This window comes from Nitrospira marina, from assembly GCF_059568365.1.
Window position 1 is genome coordinate 1760435 of record NZ_JCANTH010000001.1, and the last position, 23981, is coordinate 1784415.

Genomic DNA, 23981 nt, shown 5'->3' on the forward strand with positions numbered 1-23981 from the left:
CTGAATCCGCTTACATACGATCCTTGTAACAAAAGGAATAGTTTTATGTCTTCAACTGCGTTGTCACAGTTTGGTGCGCTTGGTGTGTCTGCTACATTGGTTGGGGTTTTGAACAAACTCGGTATAACTGAACCGACTCCGATTCAAATCCAGGCCATTCCTCCGGCTTTGGAAGGTCGGGATGTGCTGGGTTGTGCCCAGACCGGCACTGGAAAGACTGCCGCCTTTGCCATTCCCATCATTGAACGATTAGCAGATGGTCCGAAGGGCCACCCACGGGCGATGATTTTAGCGCCAACCAGGGAATTGGCTTTTCAAATTCAAGAAACCGTTGATAAGTATGGGCGCGTGCGCGGGATTTTTGCGACCACGCTGGTGGGTGGTGCGGATATGAACGCGCAAGTTCGCGGATTACGGCAGCGTCCCGATATCATCGTCGCGACGCCGGGACGCCTCCTCGACCATATGTGGCAGGGGACGGTTTCGTTTGCCAAGCTTCAGATGGTTGTTCTGGACGAAGCCGATCGGATGCTTGATATGGGGTTTGCCCCTCAGCTTAATCAGATCATTGAGGCGTTACCGGAAACCCGGCAAACCTTACTCTTCTCGGCTACGATGCCAAATAACTTGGCGGATTTGGCGCGGATGTCTCTCAACGATCCGTTTAAAGCGTTGGTGGCGAAATCGGCCACACCGGCTGAAGGGGTGACTCATACCGTGCATCATACGGCCAATTCCGATAAAACATCCCTCCTGCTTTCTATTTTAAAGGAGACAGAGGGATCGGTCCTGGTCTTTACCCGGACCAAACATCGCGCTGATCGAATCGGGGAAACCCTGGAAAAGGTCGGTTGTCGTGTTGCAGTGTTGCATGCCGGCCGACGGCTTCCTCAACGTCGAGCGGCGCTTGAAGGGTTCCGTCGTGGACGTTTTGAAATATTAGTCGCGACTGATATTGCAGCCCGAGGATTGGACGTGGACGATATTCAACATGTGATCAACTATGATTTGCCCCATGTGCCTGAAGATTATATTCATCGTATTGGTCGGACGGCGCGTAAGAATACCAAAGGTTGGGCCACGAGTTTTGTGACCGGTGAAGACAATCGTTCGTTACGAATGATTGAAAAATTGCTGGGGAAGGCGGTTCCCTGCGCTCCTGGAAGCCGTCCGCCAATGCCGGCCATTGCACCGGAGAGACGTGGGCCTCGGCCTAATTCTGCGGGGAGAGGATTTGGTGCTCCTCGTTCGGGGAGCCCTGGCAGGCATGATCGACCGGCCGTTCGTCGACCGCGTCCGTCAACCTTAGCTTCCTAGCCCCTCACACGCATGCTCTTTGTTTATTTGTAAAAGAGTCCTTGCGAGTTTTTCTTGAAGCCCGGATCATTCTGGTCCGGGCTTCATTTTTTTAAATGGTCTCCGTCTCTCCACTTCCCTTGCCTTCTCATTTTCTTCCAAGTCGTGACTCCACATCGTTCGTGGTCATTTGACAGAGCTGTAGAAAGCCTGTGTTACAGGTTTCCCGTATGAAAAAGTACAGCGCTTGTGCCTCGTACCGTGCCTGTGGTGGTGTCTTAGTGCAGGTGCTGGAAAGACTGGAAGATTTTATTATGAGTTTTGCACTACAATTCTGATGATGGAGACGTCTTTTGTTTACTTTTTCAAGGAGGTGTTGATGATGCGTGTCCTACCTAGGATCTCTCGACTGAGTGTCGGTCTGTTGTGCCTCGGACTCGTTGCGGCTTGCGCTCATTCAACCGGACATACCAATCCACATGTGGCGGAAGCCGTCGCGCATGCACAGGAAGCCGTCGATCATGGCGGCATGGGGCATGCCGATGCAGTCGTGACCCATGCGGAAGCCTCCCTTCAACATGCGGAGGCCGGGAAAAAGGACATGACCAATCCTCACCTTGATGCGGCCATTGCCGAATTAGGGGAGGCTATTACACATGGCCAAGCCGGGCATGCTGATGTGGCAACCGATCATGCCAAATCTGCGGTGATGCATTTAAAAGAAATTAATGGAGGGACGCCTACCAGGGGCGGGTATTATTAAAGGATCTCTCTGCATCATGATCTTACGAGAAGTTATAATAGGAAGGGGATCCAAGAACCCCGCCAATTCCGGCGGGGTTTTTGGATGCGATATTCGCCAAACGTTAGGGAGCAGTGGCAGCTTTGACGTCCAAAATTTTTACGTCAAAGTAGAGTGTTTTCCCCGCTAAGGGGTGATTGAAATCCAAGACCACTACCTGTTCTTTTACTTCCGTGACTGTCGGGTGTACGACACGGCCTTGTCCGTCCTTCCCTTGTAATTGCACCCCGACCTTCCGTGCATCAGGTGGAATTTGGTCAATGGGAACTTCCTGAATAGCCTGAGGGTCGACCTTGCCATACCCCTCTTCAGGTGCGACGGTGACTTGTTTGCGTTCTCCCGCCTTCATTCCATCCAGGGCCGTTTCCAGGCCAGGAATAATTTGGTGAGATCCCTGAGTAAATGTCAGAGGTTCTCCTCCTACGTTGGAGTCGAGGACTTCTTTGTTTTCCAAGGTCAATGTGTACTCCATTGAGATGGACTTTCCTTCAGAAACGGTCATGGGTGAGCCTCCCTCTTGAGAATCTGCCTGCGCAGACGTGGTCATCGCTGAGGCCACCAGCAAGGAGCAACATACAACCCGGGCTAATACATGCAGTGCCATGAGACTGATCCTCCGCAAAAATAATGGCTGATATAACAGTTGGCTGGAAAAGAGGGCGGTTGAAAATGTGGGGGTAAATAACCGGACGCTTCCAGGCTGTTGTGAACGAATAAGATAATTTATCAGAAAAATAAATAGCTTGGCTATGAGATCAGGAAATATCCTGTGGCTTTATTCCGCATGACGGCCGGACCTGTCCCCAAAAAGCACTGAGGAAGGAAATCATGAAGAAAAGAGAGCAGGAGGGTGAAGGGGGAGTGTGTTTTGGGTTCTTTGACTATTGCTGAGCCGGCAACCCAGATATAATGCGTCGATTGGCGTTCAGCTCTAAAATATTGATCATGAGAAGTCTGTTTAGTGGTCTTAAGACATCTCTCCTTGACTGGAGGAGGAAAGGCTTGCAATGGAACCCAACGAACGGATGGTGAAAGCGAAGCAACAGGTAGCCCAACATCGGCGAGAATTCTCCTGTCGGGAGGTGGATGAACCCCAGGATGAACGGGTTCCGCCCGGGCAACATGTGGTGAATAATTTTCCGGTCCTGGATTTGGGCTGTAAGCCGGAGATTGTGCTGGCTGAATGGGCCTTAAGTATTGATGGGTGCGTGGCCAATCCACTGACATGGGATTGGGAAACCTTTGCACGGCAGCCTCAGGTGCAGATGACTGCCGACTTTCACTGTGTCACCTCCTGGACCATGTTGGATAATGAATGGAAAGGTGTGAAATTTCAGCATCTCTTGGAATTGGTTCGTCCCTTGCCCGAGGCAAAGTTTGTGTTATTTGAAGCGTTTGATGAGTATACGACCAATGTCACTCTTAAGGTTTGCGACGATGAGGATGTGCTTCTGGCCACCCATTGGAATGGAAGGCCATTGACCAGAGACCACGGTGGACCCGTACGCGTAATTATTCCCAAACGCTACGGTTGGAAAGGGGCAAAATGGGTCAAAAGAATTACATTTTCAGATCGGGATCAAAAGGGGTTTTGGGAAGTGCGCGGATATTCCAATACCGCGCTTCCATGGGACAATGACCGGTATGGGTGATCGAAGGAGGAACCCTCTTCCTTTTAACGAACAGAAATGAGAGATCAACGGTATGCGGCCGCTCACGGGGTTCAGTCGTAAAAATGGGCTTTTGAGGGGTTCAATAAGTCCTAGGGATGTGGCATAATCCCGCTCGTTTCCTCAAGAAATCCTACAAGTTACAAAGGAGAAACTTATGATGGGACGGGTCCCTGGCATTCAAGAAATTGTGCTCATGGCGGCTGGAAGTGTGATGCTTGTAGGATTAGGCTGTTCGGCCACTCAGGTTGCCCTGGAGAAAAAAGATTTAAAAGTCCAGACCAAGATGTCGCAATCTATTTTTTTGGATTTGGATAATCAAATAGAAAAAAGTGCGTTTTTGGAAATCAAAAACACCTCAGACAAAGAAATCGATTTTGATACCCCGGTGCGAAAGGCCATTGAAAACAGGGGATATAAAATCGTCGATAATGCCAAGGAGGCTGCCTATATTTATCAGGTGAATGTCTTGTATGTGGGCGAAGCCGATCCTGCCGCCTTGAGAACAGCGGTCCATGCGGGCTATGGTTCCGCCTGGGGCGGAGGAGCCGTCGGAGGGGCTGTAGGCTATGGGTTGGGTGGAACGGGTCGTTCCGCGGCTCTTGGTGCAGGCATTGGCGGTTTTTTGGTGGGGGGGACGGAATTGGTCACGGGCTCATTAACTAAAGATGTGACATTTGCCGTAATGACCGATTTGCAATTAACTGAGAAAACTAGCAAGGGGAAAAAGATTCATCAAGCCCGTGTGGCCTCGACTGCCGAACAAGTTAATTTGGAATGGGAAAAAACCAAGGATCCCCTGGTGCAAGGGTTGGCCAAATCGTTGGGTGGCCTCCTGTAGTCCAGCGGTCGTGTGTCGGTGGTGTGATCATCCAGGGGGGAAGGTGGAATTTCTGCCTTCCCCAATTTTTTGGGAAAGATCAACTGTCAGATGTGAGAACAGCGGAATAGGTGTTTTGGCAATTTCAACCTACGATGTTGGCAAGCAATCGGTTGATCGAAAAGATTTTTTTCTTTCATTCAGAAAATTGACGTTGTCTTCTGTGTCATTCCGGATGCTCCAAAAGGAAATACCAACAATGAAACTCATCATTTTCTTCTGTTTGCTGGCTGGGGTTTTTCCCGCAATGGTGTGGGCTGAAGAATCAACGACCTCCCACGTCCACCTTTTTCAAACCACATATCCCGATGGTTCCTCGGAAGAGGGATCCGTCAATGTTGCCATACCGAAAGATTGGATGCGCCTTCATGTTGCTCCGGATAAGTTAGACAACAAACGGGCGTCCTCCACACTAATGGAAAGCCAAAATGATATGCAGATATTTCTGGATCGCCAGGAGATGATGTACGTCAGGCATCAGGCAAAGACCTATACGATCATCACCAAGCAACAGATGGAGGCTCTGAAACAATCCAGCCAAAAGATGATGCAGAAATTGGGAGTTAAGCCGGGTTCCACCCAAGATCAGGGAATGAACAATGTCTTGGGGGATGTCATGAATTCGATCCGGGATCAACAACGCATTGGTCTAGAAAAGGCATTGGAAAATAAAGAGCTTTCTCCTGAAGAACGAACTCGATTGGAACAAGCATTGACAACGCAATCTTCCGGGAGTTCTCCCGGGGTCTCCCTGAAAGTCACGAAAACGGGGGAAACCGGTCGACAAGCGGGCATCCCTTGTGAATGGTATACGTTAGAGGTTTTTGATGTTCGGCACATCTGTGCCGCGGCATGGGACGACATTCCAGGCGGCGAGCGGAGCAAGGAGCTCTATCATGCCTGGATGGATTACATGGATGAATGGGCGAAGGGACTTCCGTTTGGGAATGGGTTGCATGAACAACACAAAAAAATTGAAGGATTTCCCATCATTACCATTACGAAGAGCCAGGAGGGAAGCACGCTCTTCAGTGAACAGCGATATCTAGGAACAAAAAAAATGACGGTGGCTTATGGCCCACCGGCCGGTTATATTCTTGAGTCCGGCATGTCGGAGGCATCATTGAGTGGTTCCCGTGAGCGAATTCAAAAATCCTCTGAAAAAGTCGATAACGTCTGCCAAAAAATCAATGGAGAAATTGTCTGTTCCGGCAATGCCGATCCGGTACATTCAAGCGGCCCTTCTTCTGTGCCAGGGCAGAATTTGGAAAATCTTCCACCTGAAACGCAAAAAGCTCTGGAAATGTTTAAAGGATTGTTTGGTAATCAGTAACAAATTCAACGTCATCATACCCCATATTGGCCAATTTTATTGCCCACCTCGACGGAGATTCTCGGTGTTGTCAGAGTGGTTGCCCTATTCCACCATGAGAAATTTTTTCTAAATTCTCAAACGAGTCGGGACTCCTGCACTCATCCGGAATGGGATATTTTGTGTGTTTGGTTATTGACCCCCGAGATTGCAGAATTTCCTCATCCCTATTGTTCTTCACACATGTGATTGAAGGTCTATTCATTTATCCATGATGCAATCGGAAGCACTCGGTATTGCGGCCATTGAAGCCTGGCCGGTTCAACTGCCTCTCAATGCTCCTTTCGTGGTGGCTTCAGGTTCCATGTCGGTCGCCCACAACATTTTCATCAGATTGACCCTCAAGAGCGGGACATGCGGGTATGGGGAGATGGCGCCCTTCCCGGACATATCGGGCGAAGACCAGGCTGCCTGCCTAGCCGCATTTCCTGCCGCCGCCCAGTGTATCCTTGGACAATCGGTTTGGAATTGGCGGAAGCTGTCACATCAACTGGCGGAGGTGGCCCGAGAGATGCCTTCGGTCCGATGCGGCCTTGAAACGGCTTTTCTTGATGCCCTGTGTCGCGAGATGGCCGCTCCAATGTGGGCCCTGTGGGGTGGAGCGGATGTTCGGGTTCGCGAAACGGATATTACTTTGCCGATTGGAGAAACCGAACAAATTGTGTGCAAAGCCAAAGAGTGGTTTATTCAAGGCTTCAGGGTATTTAAAGTAAAGGTGGGACAGGATGTTGATGCCGACATTCGAAGAATTGAGGCCGTGTATAGGGCTTTCCCTGAAGCCTCATTTGTGGTTGATGCCAATCAGGGGTTTACCGTCTTCGAGGCTCTGCAGTTCATCGAGTCGATAAGTCGATTGGGTATTCCTGTATTATTGTTAGAGCAGCCTGTTCATCGAGATAACCGGGAAGGCCTGGCCTCTGTTCGCGGAAACAGTCCTTTTCCCATTGCGGCGGATGAATCGATTCGATCCCTTCATGATGCGGAATTGTTGATTCGTGAACAGGCTGTGGATGTGATGAATATCAAGATTACTAAATGCGGGGTGGTGGAATCAGCGGAGATTGCTCGTTTGGCCAAATCGTGCGGTCTCCAATTGATGATTGGCGGTATGGTCGAAAGTCGGGTGGCCATGGGGTGTTCCCTCAGCTTGGCCCTAGGACTGGGAGGGTTTGAATTTTTGGATCTTGATATGCCGCTTCTCTTGTCAATAGATCCAGTACGGGGCGGGTACGCCTATAAGGGTCCGGTCTTACTGCCATGGGAGGAATCCGGCCTTGGAATGGAGATGAGCCAAGAGCCCTCATCGGTGATCATCGTTGAATAGGGAACGTTGCGTTACGATCAGCATTTTCACCTTCTCTGTTGTGCACAGATATCTCCATCGCACAGGCGGCCGTCCGATGGGCAACAGCTTTTCTTGTAAGTAGCTTGGAGAAAGCTTTGCATCCCCCAATAACATGGACAAGGCTAAAGAATGCGGTTTCTGCATTCAAAAAGGTCTTGCTTGCCAGAATTCTCATTTACTGGGTAGGATCATTTAATGGCCGGATTGAAGATGTTGGCTTAACCAGGATGGTGATGAATGGGAACGGGTAATCGATTGATGGGATGGAGTAAGAGCCTCGGACTTGTGGGGCTGGTGTGGTGCGTCTGCGCGGGGACGGTGTTTGGTCAGGATCTGGCCTCCTTTGAGCAACGTGTGACCCGGCATACGTTAGAGAACGGGTGGACTTTCATTATTGTGGAACGTCCAGTGGCGCCTGTCTTTGCCTTTATGACGCGGGTCAATGTGGGATCGGCTCAGGAAATCATGGGGCAAACGGGACTAGCTCATATGTTTGAACATATGGCCTTTAAAGGAACTCCTCACATCGGGACGACTGATTACGACGCAGAGAAGGTTGCGTTAGAGGCATTGGAAGAGGCTTATCAGGCTTATCAAACGGAGAAGTTTGCGTCCGATCCTGACCCGGAGAAGGTGGATCGCCTCTATGCGGTTTTTAAGGAGCGACAACAAGAGGCTTCTTCGTATGTGGTGAAAAATGAGTTCGGCGATATCATTGAACGGGAGGGTGGGGTTGCGTTAAATGCCTTTACCGGTGCTGATGTCACTGGATATTTTTATGCTCTTCCGGCAAATAAAGTCGAACTGTTTGCGTACTTAGAGTCGGAGCGGTTTTTGCACCCGGTGTTTCGGGAGTTTTACGAAGAACGAGACGTCGTCATGGAAGAGCGTCGCATGCGCACGGAAAGCCAACCCTTCGGCCGGTTGCTCGAACAGTTTGTTGCGACCGCTTATATGGCTCACCCGTATCATCATCCGGTGATTGGTTTTGCCAGTGATATTCAATCCTACACAATGACCGACGCAAAAAAGTTTTATGAAGAGCAGTACGTGCCGACGAATTTGGTGACGGCGATCGTCGGAGATGTGAAAGCGGAGGCAGTCATCCCGATTCTTGAAAAATATTTCAATCGCATCCCTTCGACTCCCGCGCCTCCCCCGCTCCGAATCGTGGAACCTCCGTCCATCGCAGAAAAAATTGTGAAGCTGCAGGATCCTTCCCAACCCTTATACGTGGAGGGTTATCATAAGCCACCCGTGACCCATGCTGATCAACCGGTGTACGATGCGATCGACGATATTTTAACGAATGGGCGGACCTCTCGATTGTATCGATCCATGATTCGGGACAAACGCATCGCAGTGTCGGTGGGAGCCTACGGGGAATATCCGGGAGACAAGTACCCGCACGTATGGATGGCCTATGCTGTCCCCGGCCGGGGTGTGACGAATGACATGGTACAGCAGGCATTACGGGAAGAATTTGAGCGGCTTAAAACTCAGGATGTCTCCGATGAGGAACTGGCACGATTTCGCACCCGTGCCAAAGCGGGGTTGGTTCGGGCTTTGAATAACAACCTTGGTCTGGCCATGCATCTGACTGATTACCAAATGTTGTTTGGAGATTGGCGCGAGTTATTCCGGTCCATTGATCGATTGGATCAGGTGACCAAGGCCGATATTCGTCGGGTCGCCAACACGATGTTTCAACCAACGAACCGGATCGTGGGCATGATTGAGACGGTTTCTCCTGCCGGTGGGCCTCAACCAGTCACTTCCGGGGAGGGTCAATCATGAATCACAGCATAGCTCATCAGCATACGTGGTGTAGTGTCGGTCGATGGTCAAGTCTGAGTGCGGGATTGGTCGTCCTCCTCATGTTCTGTGTACCCGTTTGGGTGCAGGCTCAAGTGACAAAAGTCGAGGAGTTGCAGTTCCCGCCATTGCCGGAACTGGTTATTCCGGAACCTGAACGCGTGGTTCTGGATAATGGACTGGTGGTTTTGTTGATGGAAGATCATGAACTACCGTTGGTGGGTGTGTCGGCCATGATCAAGACGGGTTCACGATTGGAGGCTCAGGACACCATTGGGTTGGCTTCCTTAACGGGAACCGTGCTTCGCACGGGGGGGACGAAAAGTCTGAGCGGAGATGCCCTGGATGAGTTTTTGGAAGGGAAGGCCGCCGCAATTGAAACTCACATTGGGGACTCGTCCGGCACCGCGTCGATGGGTTCTCTTACTGAGGATTTTCCTGAAGTGTTGAAGGTATTTGGAGAGGTGTTGCGGTTTCCGGTGTTTGATCCTGAGAAGTTAAAGATTGCAAAAAATCAGATGATGGCCGGAATTTCCCGTCAGAACGATGATCCGGATGAGATTACCTCACGAGAATATAAGAAGTTAATTTATGGGAAGGATTCCCCATATACCTGGGAGCCGACTTACGCCTCCGTGGGGTCTATCACCCGAGAGGATGTGATCCGGTGGCATGCGACATTCTTTCATCCCAATCGCATTATTTTAGGAGTGAGTGGCGATTTTGAACGTGAAAAAACACTCGCGCTCATTCAATCCATTTTTGGTGACTGGCCCAAGGGTCCGGAGGTACAGGATGCTCCCGTCTTCATTCAGTCAACGGTTCCGGCTGGGGTGTTTTATGTTGAAAAAAACGATATGACGCAAGCAAAAATTGCCATGGGGCATTTGGGTATTCGTCGGGACGATCCTGATTATTATCCCTTGGTGATCGTCAATCAAATTCTTTCCGGGTCATTTGGCGCGAGATTATTTTATAACATCCGCTCCAAGCAAGGGCTGGCTTATGATGTGAACGGTGGCGTTGGATTGCAATGGGACTATCCAGGTATGGCCATCCTCTCGATGTCGACCAAAACGGAAACGACAGCGAAGGGGATTGATGCCTTAGTCGCAGAAGCTCGGAACATGGTCGCTCTGCCTCCTACGGATGAAGAAGTGGCGAGCGCGAAAGCCAGTATTTTAAATTCCTTTGTCTTTTCTGTGGATTCTCCCACGAAAGTGCTTGGTAAATACCTGACATATGAATATTACGGGTATCCTTCGACCTGGCTAAGAGAGTTTCGCCAGGGTATTGAAAAAGTCACCACGGCTGAAGTCCGAAGGGCAGCACACAAACATTTGCGTCCGGAGGAGTTTGCGGTTCTTGTGGTGGGACCTCGTGCCGGCACCAAACCAGCATTGGCTCGCTACGAACAAATCCAGGAATTGGACATTCGTATTCCAGAGCCCACTGCCGGAATGTAATGGTCGTCTGAATGACGGTAGGATGGTAATGGCGTCCTTTTGCTGCGCGACACTGAATTCTTGAGAATTTGAGATGCCAATACGCCGGTGGGTCGCCACAGATCGTCGGGTCTTTTTTTGTGTCCTGCTCCTGAACATCCTGACCGTGGGATGCCAAACCAACCCCTATACGCAACGTTCCCAGTTGTTATTGATGCCGTCCGGGCAAATGAACCAGATGGGGGCTGCCCAGTATAGTGAAGTTTTGCAGGACCCCAAGGTTGTGATTTCCAAAGATCCCAAAGAGATTGAGCCGGTTAACCGTGTCGCGGCTCGTATTATTGAGGCGGCCAAGCGTTCAAAATATGGGGAGGTGGCGAAAGCGTTTGATTGGGAAGTCACGGTCATTAAGGACGATAATACTAAGAATGCCTGGGCTTTGCCGGGTGGGAAAATTGCGGTCTATACCGGGATTTTTCCGATGGCGAAAAATGAGGCCGGATTGGCGGCTATTATGGGACATGAAGTCGTTCATGCGCTGGCGGAACATGGAGGAGAGCGGATGAGCCAGGGACTGGTGGCTCAATTTGGAATGACCGCCGCAGCGATCGTACTTTCGACCCAAGGCCAAAATCCGGCATTAAACGCGTTAGCCATGCAGGCGATGGGGCTTGGGGTGCAGACCGGAGTTCTGTTACCGTTTAGCCGAAAACACGAATCGGAAGCTGACTATATCGGCATATTGCTTGCGGGCGATGCGGGATACGATCCTCGGGAAGCGATTCATATTTGGGAACGGATGGCCGCGGCTTCTGATGGCGCTCCACCGGAATTTTTATCCACCCATCCAGCGCATGAAACCCGAATTGCCGATCTCACGAAATGGATGCCTGAAGCCATGGAGCTCTATAGAAAGGCTCCAAAGGCCCCTGTGGCCAATTTGCCCCTCATTTCACCATCTCCTCCTCAACGCCCGCCACAACAGCCAAACGCGGCTCGTTTCCGTCACTAGCCATGGTGAAAGGAGCTGGCATGGTGTTTCAAACGTTCTGTCGCTTTCTGGGAACGGATTTGATCGTCATTCAAGGCAGGCTATGATCGTCAGTCTCCGTCTTTTTTGGCCTACAGTACTTGCCTGCATGATGTTGGCTGGCTGTGGGAAAAGTGAGGCGGTGGTGGAAATTGTCCTTCATCCCACAAACCCCAAAATTCTTTACCTCGCCACCAACGATTATATTTATAAATCCAGGGACGGAGGCATGACCTGGCAGAACATGTCTGCGGGTATGAGCCATTCTCGCGTCATTGCTCTGGCCATTGATCCCCTGTTTCCGGCTAATATTCTCGCCGGGACCAAAGGGGATGCGGTGTATAAAAGTTACGATGGTGGGCAACGATGGGTGTCACGACGGACGGGATTGGATGATGTGACGATTTCCTCGGTGGTTCATCAATTGGTGTTTGCTCCGGGATCCAGTGCCCATATTTTTGCCGCCACCTCATTGGGGGTGTTTGAATCAGACGATGGGGGAGAAACCTGGAGTAAGCGGATGGATGGCATGAAAGAAGTGCTCATGGTGGTGACGCTTGACTGCGATCCCCGTCAGCCTCAAACGCTCTATGCCGGAACAAGCGGGGGAGTCTATAAATCTATTGACGGGGCTCGCACTTGGAAAATGGTCAATAATGGGTTGGTGGCCTCGGACGTGCTGAAATCCTCCAGGGCATTGGGCGTGACTCGCATAAAGGTTGACCCTCATAAATCCGATACGGTGTATACTGCGACTCTGAGTGGACTGTACGTCACCAAGGATGGAGGACAAGTCTGGACTCGCATTGGGGAGACACTCTCCGATCAGATGTTGAGTGACCTCATTCTCGATCACACCCACCCCCATGTCGTGTATGTGACCAATCGTGACGGTGTTTTTAGAAGTGAAGATGGAGGAATAACTTGGGAAGCTCGAAGTGCGGGCTTGACGAATGTTAATATTCGGGCTCTAGCCATGAGCGGGGTTGATTCCGATGTGCTTTATGTGGGGACCAACGGAAAAGGATTGTTTCGGACGGGTGACCGTGGAATGTCATGGGAGGCTGTGCCCCTGGTTGTGGCCGAATCCCTTTGAGGTTTATCCTGAGTGGGAGATGATTTGATATCCTTCCTCTTGAAGATTAAGATCTCCTTGCATGGGTAAGTGATAGAGTCTTTTAGACTGATTTCTGGTGACGAGTAAGAAAGGTAACTGCCGTGGCTTTTTGGGATTCGAAGCAAGGACGAAATCGTGCGGATGCGGTCTGCTCCTTCTGCGGTCGGGCAAAACCTGGAGCAACCAATTTGATCCAGGCCCCCACGAAACAGGCCTGCACGCAATGTCAGGCACCAGGGTCGGTCTTGATTTGTGCAGATTGCATTCAACAATGTTCAAAATTTTTATCAGGCCATACGGAAGGCCAGTCCGCCATGGAGCCGCCAGCGGGTCCCTTGCCGACTCCTCCTGAAATCAAAGAGGTGCTTGACCAGTATGTGATAGGACAAGACCGCGCCAAAAAGGTTCTGTCGGTCGCCGTCCATAATCATTATAAACGTGTATTTAGCGGTAAAGATCTGCCTGATGTGGAATTAGAAAAAGGGAATGTGATGCTGATCGGGCCGACGGGAACCGGCAAGACCTTACTCGCCAAAACCTTAGCGAAAATTTTGCATGTCCCCTTTGCCATCGCGGATGCCACCACGGTAACGGAAGCGGGATATGTGGGCGAGGATGTGGAAAATGTGGTCTTGAAGTTATTGCAGTCGTGTGATTTTAATATGGCCAGAGCGCAAGTGGGCATCATTTATATCGATGAAATTGATAAGATTAGCCGGAAATCTGAAAGCGCCTCTATCACGCGGGATGTGTCCGGGGAAGGTGTCCAACAGGCATTGTTGAAATTGGTGGAAGGGACGTTATGCAATGTGCCTCCCAAGGGGGGAAGAAAACATCCTGAGCAGGAGTTTCTCAGGGTGGACACGACGAATATCCTCTTTATTTGTGGCGGTGCGTTTGTAGGGGTGGAGGATATTATTGCTCAGCGGACCAATCAGAAACGAATGGGTTTTGGCGCGGTTTCCTCCAATGGTGAGACATTGAGCTCTGATCAATTGATGGAAAAACTCAAGCCGGAGGATCTTTTAAAGTATGGACTTATCCCTGAATTTGTCGGCCGGTTTCCAATTCTGGCCTCTCTGAATGATTTGCGCGTGGAAGATATGGTTCGGGTTCTACAGGAACCGAAAAATGCTCTCCTAAAACAATATCAAGCCTTATTTCAATTAGATGGCGTGCAATTGGACTTCACTCCGGAGGCGGTTCAAGCCATTGCCACCAGGGCTTCGTCTATGAAAACCGGAGCCAGGGGATTGCGTTCTATTCTAGAGGAAGTCATGCTGGATTTGATGTATGATGTGCCCGCCTTGAAAAACATTAAGCGAGTGATTATCTCCGAGGAAGCTATTGACGGCAGGGGGACTCCCCAATTAATTTCCTGAAAATAATGCTCGGAAGCGTAGTTTCCTTGCCGGAGATTGTTGCATTCTTTTCCATTCTGACTTATGCTATTTAGAAGAAATTCATCACGACATTCGGGCCACGTGATGAATGTTTGAGTGACGGGCCCATCACTGATGTTGTTTTGCCAAGGAATCCGCAAGGAGTCTGATTGGAAGTTAGTCCTAAGTCGCCACCTGGTTTGCGTTCTCGGGCCGTTCCTTCCCTTCTCTTCTCTTCGAACCATGCAAAACACCATCGCATTTAGAAGGAGGGACCCCGATGGGTTCAAAGATCTATGTGGGTGGCCTGCCGTATTCCACGGCAGAGCAAGAATTGGCTGACCTATTTGGCCAGCACGGCGCCGTGACGTCGGCTAAAATTATTACGGACAAGTATACGGGGCAATCTCGCGGATTTGGTTTTGTGGAAATGGCCTCGGATGCTGAAGCCAAGGCGGCGATTGAGGCGCTAAATGGAACCGAAATGGGAGGGCGTACCCTGACGGTCAATGAAGCGAAGCCCCAAGCACCGCGAACTGGATTTGGTGGCGGTGGTGGCGGAAACCGTGGTGGCGGTGGAAACCGTGGTGGCGGTGGAGACCGTTGGTAAGTCGCTAAGTCACTAACAGGCTACTCTTCAATAGAAGCAGGGGACCCGGTAACGGATCCCCTGCTTTTTTTTATACCTTGGGTAATGGTCCGGAAACATTGTAGAATGAGAAACTGATCGTTGGCCAAGATGCCTTGTATGGGCATCGCGGTTTTCATGTCCCAATTGAAATAGAATGGAATACAATACACCATGAGTGATTCTTCAGAATTTTCCTCCACCAAGGATTCCTCTCGGTCGGGTGGATCTTCATTCTCGAAATCCTCCCTGAAATCTGGGAATTCCCCGTTGGCGGTCATTGACCAATGTTTGGCATCTTTGCCTGAAGGGGATCACCGGATTCCTCTTCTCTATCAACTTCGACACGGGCTTGTTGAACAAACGACGGCTTCTCAACAACAGGAAGCCGATATGAAGAAACTTCAAGGAGTGCTTGAAAAACTGACAGCCCCGGCAAATCGAGTCGGGACGTTGCTTGATCAGCCTGATAAGGGTGTGGCGAGGATCATGGTTGGCGGGGCGGAATATTATGCCAATGTCGATCCCAGGCTTGAGGAAGAGGGTTTAAAGGTTGGGCATCAGATTTTAGTGAATGAGGCGTATGTGGTCATTCGGTCTCTCGGATATGATCGGAATGGCCCGATTGTGAAAGTTCGAGAGATATTAGGTGATGGGCGTCTTCGTATTGATCAAGAGGCGGGCAGGCAAGGCATTCTTATTCAACGGGCGGATGATCTTGCCGGTACGGAATTGAAGGTCGGCGATGAGGTTCGACTGGACCCATCTCACAGGATTGCCATTGAACGATTAGAGAACCCCCAAGGGCAATCGCATCTTTTAGCGGAATTGCCAACAGTCCGTTGGGAGCATATCGGTGGACAGCAGGAGGCTATTCAAGCCATCCGCCGGTCAATTGAATATCCTCTTCTGCATGGAGAGTTGTTCTCACGGTATCAATTTCAGCAACCCAAGGGCTTTCTCCTGTATGGTCCCCCCGGCTGCGGAAAAACCCTGATTGGCCAAGCCACGGCGGCAAGTCTTGGGCAAATCCTCGCGAAAGATCGAGAAACGCTCACGCCCCATGTTGGAACGGGGCAGGGCTCTGCCTCTCAACTTCCGCCGATTGAGGGTGGCGTGTTTCTGCATGTCAAAGGTCCGGAAGTCCTGAATATGTGGGTCGGGGAATCGGAGCGAATCATCCGCGACTTATTTCTTCAAGCCCGGCAACAACGGCAAGCCGGGAAGTTGCCATTTATCTTCATTGATGAAGCCGAATCCATTTTAGGGACGAGACGGGCGGTGCGATCCTACAATGTCTCCAACACCCTGGTACCGATGTTTTGTGCCGAACTCGACGGGATTGAAAGCCTTTCCCAAGTGGTGGTTATTCTGGCTTCAAATCGTCCGGATATGATTGATCCGGCTGTGCTGCGACCTGGAAGGATTGATCGAAAAATTAAGGTGGGCCGACCTGGGCGAAACGATGTGGCGGAAATATTGCGTGTTTATTTGACGGCTGATCTGCCTTACGACACGAATAAGGCTGCCGGTAGTGGACAGGAGGATGGGGCTCCGGTGTCGCAGATCATCGACGGTCTGTTAGAGGATCTTTTTCAGCGAAGCCAGGAGAATCGAGTATTGGCCATTCGGTTGCGTAATGGACGGCGTGAAATTCTCTACCGTCGGGATTTACTGAGTGGAGCGGTGTTGGCGGGAATCGTCCGGCGTGCAAAGGAACGGGCTATTGAGCGGGCGATTCAAGCGGGCGAGCAGGAAGCCTCGGGTCTGAGCCTCGATGATTTACTTATTGCCAGCAATGAGGAGTTCAAGGAAAGTGAAATTTTCCCGCCGGATGATTCAGCTGAGGAATGGTTGAAACTCCTGGATTATCATCCCGACCAGGTTGTCGGAGTATCCCCCCTACGACCTGGAAAGGCTGAAGAAGAGCATCGGACATCTCAGATTGTGTAAATCACTCTTTCCAGTACGCTGTGACAAATGGGACCTTCCCAGCTGAAAGATTGGAACAAATGAATCCTATTCGCCTCTTTGGTATTGAGACTGAATATGGGATTGCGCGGGAGGATATCGAGACCGCCGATCCTGTCGTAGAATCCATGGAATTGGTGCGGGCCTATCTTGACGGACATTTTACCCGCCGCTGGGATTATCGTGGCGAGCATCCCCATGAAGATCAACGGGGTTTTCGGGTGACTGAGTTAGCTCAGGATAAAGAAGAGGACCTGTTCGCGGAGCAGGATGCCCATCGGCCTTTTTCCTTCCATGAAATGAAAAGTGACCTTGTCCTCCCCAATGGGGCGCGATTTTATAATGACCATACGCATCCTGAGTATTCCACGCCGGAATGCCGATCTCTCAAGGATATGGTCGCGCATGACCGGGCCGGTGAGCGAATCCTTTGGGTGGCGGCACAACGCCGAAATCAGACCCTTGGTGGCCCAATGGTTCAGCTGTATAAAAACAACACGGATTTTCATGGGCATAGTTATGGCTGCCATGATAATTATCTGGTCTCGCGCGAGCTCAATTTTGAGAATTTGGCTCGTGGACTCATGCCTTTTCTGGTCACCAGACAATTGATCGCCGGCGCAGGCAAGGTCGGTCGGGAAGCGCAAGAGCGCGGGTTTGAGCCTGGCGGGTTTCAATTGTCCCAACGCGCAGATTTTATGGAGGCCGAGTTGGGTGTGGATACCATGCACAACCGACCGATTCTCAATACGCGAGACGAACCGCATGCGAATCGTGAGCGCTATCGGCGACTCCATCTTATCGTGGGTGATGCCAATATGTGTGAATATGCCACGGCATTGAAGATCGGCACGACGCGGGTGGTGTTGGATATGATCGCCGGAGGGCTCTTGCCGCCGTGTGAGCTTGACTCCCCGGTGCAGGCCATTCAGACGCTCTCTCGTGACCCTGAATTGAGCACCCTAGTGAAACAACAATCGGGCGGCCTGATTTCCGGGGTGGATATTCAACGGGAATACCTGAATTTGGCTAGGAAATATTTTGTTGAAATGGATGAAGAGACGGCCTGGATTCTTCGTGAGTGGGAGCAGGTATTAGACCTTCTCGAACGGGATCGATGGCAACTTGTGGGAAAAATTGATTGGGTGACTAAATGGTGGTTGCTTGAAACCTTTAGGCAGGCCGAGCATATCGGCTGGGATGATCCTTGGCTTGCCAGTCTGGATCTGGAATATCATAATCTGGACCCCGATCGTGGCCTGTTTTTCGGGTTGGAAGCCGAAGGGCGAACAACCCGGATATCCCAGGAACAGGAAATTCACGAAGCGATGAAGCATGGGCCGCGTGATACGCGTGGAGGTCTTAGGGGGTTGTGTGTGCAACGATTTGGTCAAGACATTACGTCGATACAATGGGAAGGAGTACATTTTCAAGGTCATAATGGGGGACTGCATCTTGACCTGCTGGATCACCTTGAGCCGATGGCGGTCGCTCAATGTCGGTCTGTGATTGAGCATGCCGAAACCCCCTTTGATATGATGGAATCCATGGTATTAAAAAATAGTTCATGTGGAGGATGAGATTTATGATAAACGATTATAAATATGCCCAAGCCGGTGGTGGTCTTGAACGAAAAGAACGGCCAATCGATCCACTCTCTAAACCATCGGGACCCGGCGATCAGGAATCAGGTCCTAAACGCCCGGAAACGGATTCACCATCCCGTGATAATCTCATGAAGCGCATGCGCAAGGTGGATCCCAAGCAGGCAGAAAAATATCGCCAACGGACCGGGGAATAAAGATGATGGGACAACAGGGGGACTTTCTTCAGGTTCTAAGAGAACGTGGCTATGCGGCCGAGGACTTTCGGCAACCGTTCAATGGCGGTACGCCATCAGACCATACTGAGATTACAGCCGGGACGACGGTCTTTGCTATCAAGTATGCTGACGGGGTCCTCGTGGCTGGTGACCGGCGGGCAACGGCCGGAAATGTCGTGATGTATGATCGCACCGATAAGGTCTTGGAATTGGATCGGTTTTCTGTCTTAGCCATTGCAGGTGTTCCTGCCACCGCATTTGAGATGGCCAGAATATTAGAGCATTCCTTTAAGTATTACCGGAGAAGTCAATTGCAGGATTTAAGTTTTGAGGGAAAGTTGCGAGCCTTATCAACGTTGTTGAAAAATAATGCCCCTGCAGCCTTAGCAGGAACTGGAACCGTGGCGCCAATTTTTGCAGGGTATGACCAACTTGAAGGATGCGGAAAAATATTTTTCTATGACATCTTAGGAGCTGAATTCGAGGCGGTGGAATATGCTGTCTCTGGATCCGGGTCTTCCACGATTCGGGGAATTTTGTTTTACATGAATCGGTGGGGAAATGGTCCCGTTGCCGGAATGAATGAAGAGGAAGCCTTGACGTTTGTGCTTCGGCTGATGACTAGTGCGGCAGAGTTTGATTCCGCCACAGGTGGGGTGGATGCGCAGGCGCACCTCTATCCCATCGTGAAACGTATTTCCGCGGAAGGGGTGAGAGCCATCCCCGCGGAACGATTGAAATCATTGTTTTCTGAAAAGGTGCTGAATCATGTATGAAGAACCCTATCGATGGATTGAAGCCGTCGCCAATCGTCGGCAATATTTGGACGATCAATTCACACAAGGCAATCCGTTGGTTGCTGTTTCATTTACCCAAGGGATTTTGTTGCTGACCTTTAATCGTGGAACAGACAAAATTTATGAAATTTACGATCGCATTGCGCTTGGAGGCATGGGCCATCCTGCAGATCTGGAGAAATTACGGTATACCCTATTGGATATGGCCCACGTCGAAGGATTTCAACGGTCCCCTGCGGATGTGACCGCGTCCCGACTGATGAAAAATGGTCTGGCACCTGTCATCAAACAAGCGTTTGAAGAAATTTTCAAGGCACCGCACATCGCCAAAATTCTACTGGCAGAAGTCGGGGCTTCTCAGGAACGGGATCGCCTGTTCAGCATCAATTATGATGGCATGTTTGAGGAACAACGCGAATTCGGTTTGCTGGCAGCTTCCGCCTCCATACGTGGTCTGCTCACTCAGGAATGGAAAAGCCAGAGTCTTGTGTCTTCTCTTCAGTCGGCTGTGGAGCGGAGTCTCCGTTTGTGGGGGATCGCAAGTCTTCTCCAATCTGTACATCCCTTTTTGGATACAGAAGAGGAAGCAACCACCTCTTCAACAGCCAGTTCCATCTCCACCATTCCCGAGGATGAGGCAATTGCTTCCCGAATTCGTGAAACGCTGTCCAAAGAGACACTGGAATGTGTCTTTCTTGATCGGGAGAGCGGGAAGATGGAAACCTATCGTACTCTGAGTCAGTCGGAACTACAGTCCTTCATTCCTACCGTGTTCCAACCTGCCATTTAAATCCCGGCAGAGCGAGGTCCCTATGCATAATCGAATCTTCGGTATTGAAACCGAATATGGTCTGCTTATCAAGGCCGATCAACCGGACATGTCTTCTGCTTGGATTGCCCACCGGATCATTGAACATTTGTTTGGCCGGAAAAAACACGGGGTCATTGACTGGCATTATCGTGGGCATGATGAACCGCCAGGCAATGGGGGATTTCTGCTGAATGCAGGCCGGATGTATGTCGATATGGGACACCTTGAATATGCCTCACCGGAATGTCATTCGCTGTGGGATTTAGTGGCTGTAGACCGCGCCGGAGATTGGCTGTTGCAGGACTGTCTGGAAGAGCTTGGGCTTTCCAAACTGGTGTCGATCATTAAAAACAATATTGATCATGAGACAGACGCGACATTTGGTTGCCATGAAAACTATCTGGTCACGCGGGACTTTCCGTTTACCTATCAAGGGTTGGGGATGCTCATGCCGTTTCTGGTCACACGCCAGGTCTTTACGGGCGCCGGCCGAATCGGAAAGGCGCGTTCCGTGGATGGCTGGATTGGCTTGGACGATATTGAGGGACGGGGAGGGCCACAGTCAGGAAAATCAACCGAAGAGGGGGTAATCTACCAAATTTCCCAGCGTCCGGATTATATCGTCAACGACTTTTTTGAATGGGTTCAGCATAACCGGGCTATTGTAAATACCCGGGATGAACCCCTGGCCGATCCAGAACGATTCCGGCGGTTGCACTTGCTCATGGGCGATTCGAATATGGCAGAGGAAGCGACTCTTTTAAAAATGGGGACGACCGGCTTGGTTCTGCAATTAATCGAAGAAGGGCATGCCCCGCAAGGATTGGATTTCGATGACCCTGTCCAGACCCTGCGAGCCATCTCTCACGACCCTCAGCAAAAATGGATGGTCACGCTCTCAACCGGCCGGCATCTTTCTGCTTTGGATATTCAAGAGCAGTTTTGGGAAGCTGCCGCCAAACAGTATGCCGGGCAGGATGAGGAAACCGACTGGGTCCTGGCCCATTGGGAATCGGTCGTGAAGGATTTACGAGAGGGCTTTCAAGCGGTGGTCGGCCGGGTTGATTGGGCCTCCAAGCTCTGGTTGTTGGAAAACTTTCGGAAAGCGGAGAAGTTGGAATGGGACGATCCCTGGTTGAAAAGTCTGGATTTGGAATATCATAATGTCGATCCGCAGGCAGGTCTTTATCATGGCATGACAGAAGAAGGCGATGCGCCGCGCTTCACGACGAATGATTTGGTCGAATTGGCGAAAGGGCAACCGCCACGAAACACTCGTGCGTTTGGGCGAGCAGAAATCATTCGCCATGTCGTCAAGGAAGGTTGGGCGGATTTTTTAGAAAAGGCGACAGGCCATCACGATCCGCGTCGTCCGCCCTATGTCATCAATTGGTCGGTTTTGCAACTTCAGGGGAGTCCGGCTTTTGTCATGGCCGATCCCTTTCGCAGCTATGTGCAGGAAAGTCGGGATTATTGCGCAGAATGGTCTTCTCGTCCTTCCCTTGAATCCCTCTCGGATAAGGGAGATGCCTAAGTAAGGTCGAGGGAAAATACCTGAGACTGAGCCATTTTGATCTTTTTGCTCCTTTACTCCCATTTTTTTTGAGTGGTAATTTAATCTTTGATAGGGGCAAGCCAGACTGGGGATTGTCCGGAGCGTTACTACAATCGTTTCAAGCAACATCAGCTCTCGACTGATTGATCTTTCCAGATGGGAATTGCAGGCGAAAAATGACATGCCTGGAGTCTCAGGTTTTCGTGGTTTCGTGGTGGTTGGCTGTGTCTAGTCGTGGGGCTCCGGGGGATTAGGATATTTTTTCAAATGGCATCCCAGGATTATGGGCATTTTATTAGATGCTTTTAACTAGTCTAGCCGATGAGGGATTTGGCTCATCACTTGCTCTTTATTAAAATAAGGATAGATGAATTTTTCATTATAATGCGGTCAAGATTTTGGAAATGCATGATGTCAGATGTCAATGGAGTCACCCAAGCTAAGCGAATCTTTCATTAGAATGAATCAATGCAGTGCCAATTGATCGGGTGCGCTTTTTCACAAAATCGAGAGTGAAAAGAATATGGCTTAAGATTTTATACTTATTGATGAAAATCAGCCCTGTTCTGTCGATAAGAAAAAAGTGGCCGGAATGTTCAGAGTATAGGTATCCATTCATCTGGATGAAATCTTTAATCACCACGTTTTGACCATAGTCTTGGTATCACTAAATTCCGAGATAACCTGTTGTCTGTCATGACAGAAACCTTTGGGATCAACATTCAGTAAAGCTAGTCTCGGTGCGGAAAAATCCTAACATTCACCTTTTGACCCTTGGGGAAACTCCTTGGTAAGAGTGGCTGTCCCTCCCTGCACTCAAATCGGTATTGTCTTGATTTGAGGAAACTCATTGGTGTCTTGCTGGCTTTCCGTATCAGGCAGTGTACCTAAAACATATAACGCTTGAATTCCTTACCTAATGGGATAACCGCTTCCTTTCCCTAATTTCGCCTACTCCTGGATGGGGCTCGGTTTTTCTGTTTGATTGGTGAATGTTCGGAGTAGGTTTAAAGATTTTTATACTCAGGGCTTTATGTGATTGGAAAATCTCCATCCGTATTGGTGAAGCATGGGAACACAGTTCGTTCCATTGTTCAAAATTTCACTTCGAATAAAGTACTCAACATGAAAATTAACTTGGTCCTGTGTTTTGCAGTCTGCTTACTCACGGTATCCTGCACCTATAAAAAAGAGGCAGAAAGCGTTGATACCCATAAGGTGATTTACCCCAGCTTAGAAGACGTCACCTATAGCAATAAATATGTCGCTCAAATTCAATCGGTAAATTATGTAGAGATACGAAGTAAAATTAAAGGGTATATTGGAAAAATCTATGTGGATGAAGGGCAACCGGTCAAGAAAGGGCAGTTATTGTTTGCCCTGACCCATAACGTATTTGAAAAAGAATTACAAAAAGCAAACGCGGCATTCCGAAGTGCCGTGGCAGATCTAAAGGTAGCGGAAGTTGAATTAGCAAACGTGAAAGTTCTGGTAGAAAAAAACATTGTGTCTAAATCGGAACTGTATGTTATTCAAGCCAAGGTAGACGCATTGAAAGCGGACGTGGAAGAAGCTCTGGCAAACAAAGAACAGCAAGCCTTAAGTCTTTCGTTTGCTAGAATACGAGCTCCCTTTGACGGCTTTATTAACCGTATTCCAAATAAGGTGGGAAGTTTGATAGCCGAAGGAGACATATTGACCTCACTGTCTGATAATCATGAGGTATTCGCCTATTTCAACCTTTCTGAAGTGGATTATCTTAACTACATTGCTTCTGGAGAACGAGGGGCTAAAGTTGTGAGCTTTGAACTCGCCAATCAAGCCCTATATGAGTATGAAGGGACTATAGAAATGATTGAAAGTGAATTCGATAGCTCAACAGGGAATATTGCGTTACGAGCAAGGTTTCCTAATCCTGACGGACTGTTAAAACAAGGGGCAAATGGTAAGGTCATTGTCAATGAAACCCTTAAAGATGCGTTGGTGATCCCACAAAAATCAACTTTTGAAATTCAAGACAAATTGTATGTGTACGTCGTCAATAAAGATAATGTCCTGGAACAAAGGAATATTGTTTCAAAAATGCGGTTGCCAAAATTTTATGTTGTGGAGTCCGGTTTGTCCAAAGACGAACAGATTCTCTTCGAGGGTGTGGAGAATGTCATGAATGGAGACCAAGTGCATCCTGTTCACGTGAAAATTGCCAAGGCGATGATGTGAATCCCTCACGACTGTAAAAGAAT

At 49.7% G+C, this 23981-nt stretch carries 20 protein-coding genes; 19 read left to right on the plus strand and 1 reads right to left on the minus strand.

Annotation, left to right across the window (positions count from 1 at the left end; genetic code table 11):
- Positions 1–45 precede the first annotated feature (45 nt).
- Positions 46–1317, plus strand: a complete 1272-nt coding sequence (locus LX98_RS07215; RefSeq protein WP_496428261.1) for a DEAD/DEAH box helicase — start codon at positions 46–48, stop codon at positions 1315–1317.
- Positions 1318–1675: 358 nt separating this feature from the next.
- Positions 1676–2059, plus strand: a complete 384-nt coding sequence (gene smbP, locus LX98_RS07220) for a small metal-binding protein SmbP (RefSeq protein WP_496428262.1) — start codon at positions 1676–1678, stop codon at positions 2057–2059.
- A 103-nt stretch (positions 2060–2162) separates the two neighbouring features.
- Here the strand turns inward: smbP and LX98_RS07225 are convergent, their stop codons facing one another.
- A complete protein-coding gene (locus LX98_RS07225; protein WP_496428263.1) occupies positions 2163–2702 on the minus strand; it encodes an FKBP-type peptidyl-prolyl cis-trans isomerase in 540 nt (179 codons plus the stop codon).
- Positions 2703–3105: 403 nt separating this feature from the next.
- Here LX98_RS07225 and LX98_RS07230 point away from each other — a divergent pair, with 403 nt between their 5' ends.
- From LX98_RS07230 to LX98_RS07310, 17 genes are all read left to right on the plus strand, one after another.
- On the plus strand, positions 3106–3750 hold the full coding sequence (locus LX98_RS07230; RefSeq protein ID WP_496428264.1) for a molybdopterin-dependent oxidoreductase: 645 nt from the start codon (positions 3106–3108) through the stop codon (positions 3748–3750).
- A gap of 175 nt (positions 3751–3925) precedes the next feature.
- Entirely contained in the window at positions 3926–4609 is a 684-nt protein-coding gene (gene traT / locus LX98_RS07235) for a complement resistance protein TraT (protein WP_496428265.1), read from the plus strand.
- A gap of 238 nt (positions 4610–4847) precedes the next feature.
- The gene (locus LX98_RS07240; RefSeq protein WP_496428266.1) at positions 4848–5981 is read left to right on the plus strand and encodes a hypothetical protein; all 1134 of its coding nucleotides are present in this window, start codon (positions 4848–4850) and stop codon (positions 5979–5981) included.
- A gap of 250 nt (positions 5982–6231) precedes the next feature.
- Positions 6232–7344, plus strand: a complete 1113-nt coding sequence (locus LX98_RS07245; protein WP_496428267.1) for an enolase C-terminal domain-like protein — start codon at positions 6232–6234, stop codon at positions 7342–7344.
- Positions 7345–7602: 258 nt separating this feature from the next.
- The gene (locus LX98_RS07250) at positions 7603–9162 is read left to right on the plus strand and encodes an insulinase family protein (protein ID WP_496428268.1); all 1560 of its coding nucleotides are present in this window, start codon (positions 7603–7605) and stop codon (positions 9160–9162) included.
- Positions 9159–10646, plus strand: a complete 1488-nt coding sequence (locus tag LX98_RS07255) for an insulinase family protein (RefSeq protein WP_496428269.1) — start codon at positions 9159–9161, stop codon at positions 10644–10646. Before LX98_RS07250 ends, LX98_RS07255 begins: the two co-directional genes overlap by 4 nt.
- Before the next feature lie 73 nt (positions 10647–10719).
- Complete coding sequence (locus tag LX98_RS07260) at positions 10720–11637, plus strand: M48 family metalloprotease (protein ID WP_496428270.1); 918 nt, start codon at positions 10720–10722, stop codon at positions 11635–11637.
- Between the two features lie 82 nt (positions 11638–11719).
- Positions 11720–12751: a WD40/YVTN/BNR-like repeat-containing protein gene (locus LX98_RS07265; protein WP_496428271.1), complete on the plus strand. Its 1032-nt coding sequence runs from the start codon at positions 11720–11722 to the stop codon at positions 12749–12751.
- A gap of 122 nt (positions 12752–12873) precedes the next feature.
- Complete coding sequence (clpX, locus tag LX98_RS07270; protein WP_496428272.1) at positions 12874–14154, plus strand: ATP-dependent Clp protease ATP-binding subunit ClpX; 1281 nt, start codon at positions 12874–12876, stop codon at positions 14152–14154.
- Positions 14155–14434: 280 nt separating this feature from the next.
- Entirely contained in the window at positions 14435–14764 is a 330-nt protein-coding gene (rbp, locus tag LX98_RS07275; protein ID WP_312748148.1) for an RNA-binding regulator, read from the plus strand.
- Between the two features lie 192 nt (positions 14765–14956).
- On the plus strand, positions 14957–16735 hold the full coding sequence (locus LX98_RS07280; RefSeq protein ID WP_496428273.1) for an AAA family ATPase: 1779 nt from the start codon (positions 14957–14959) through the stop codon (positions 16733–16735).
- Between the two features lie 59 nt (positions 16736–16794).
- Positions 16795–18333: a proteasome accessory factor PafA2 family protein gene (locus LX98_RS07285; RefSeq protein ID WP_496428274.1), complete on the plus strand. Its 1539-nt coding sequence runs from the start codon at positions 16795–16797 to the stop codon at positions 18331–18333.
- Between the two features lie 5 nt (positions 18334–18338).
- Positions 18339–18554: a ubiquitin-like protein UBact gene (locus tag LX98_RS07290; RefSeq protein ID WP_496428275.1), complete on the plus strand. Its 216-nt coding sequence runs from the start codon at positions 18339–18341 to the stop codon at positions 18552–18554.
- Between the two features lie 2 nt (positions 18555–18556).
- Positions 18557–19351, plus strand: a complete 795-nt coding sequence (locus LX98_RS07295; protein ID WP_496428276.1) for a proteasome subunit alpha — start codon at positions 18557–18559, stop codon at positions 19349–19351.
- Positions 19344–20162: a hypothetical protein gene (locus tag LX98_RS07300; protein WP_496428277.1), complete on the plus strand. Its 819-nt coding sequence runs from the start codon at positions 19344–19346 to the stop codon at positions 20160–20162. The genes LX98_RS07295 and LX98_RS07300 overlap by 8 nt, the downstream gene beginning before the upstream one ends.
- Before the next feature lie 22 nt (positions 20163–20184).
- Positions 20185–21717 (plus strand): proteasome accessory factor PafA2 family protein, encoded by a 1533-nt coding sequence (locus LX98_RS07305; protein WP_496428278.1) that lies wholly within the window; start codon positions 20185–20187, stop codon positions 21715–21717.
- A 1146-nt stretch (positions 21718–22863) separates the two neighbouring features.
- Positions 22864–23958 carry an efflux RND transporter periplasmic adaptor subunit gene (locus LX98_RS07310; protein ID WP_496428279.1) on the plus strand — a complete coding sequence of 365 codons (1095 nt, stop codon included), beginning with the start codon at positions 22864–22866 and terminating at the stop codon, positions 23956–23958.
- The last annotated feature ends 23 nt before the right edge of the window (positions 23959–23981 follow it).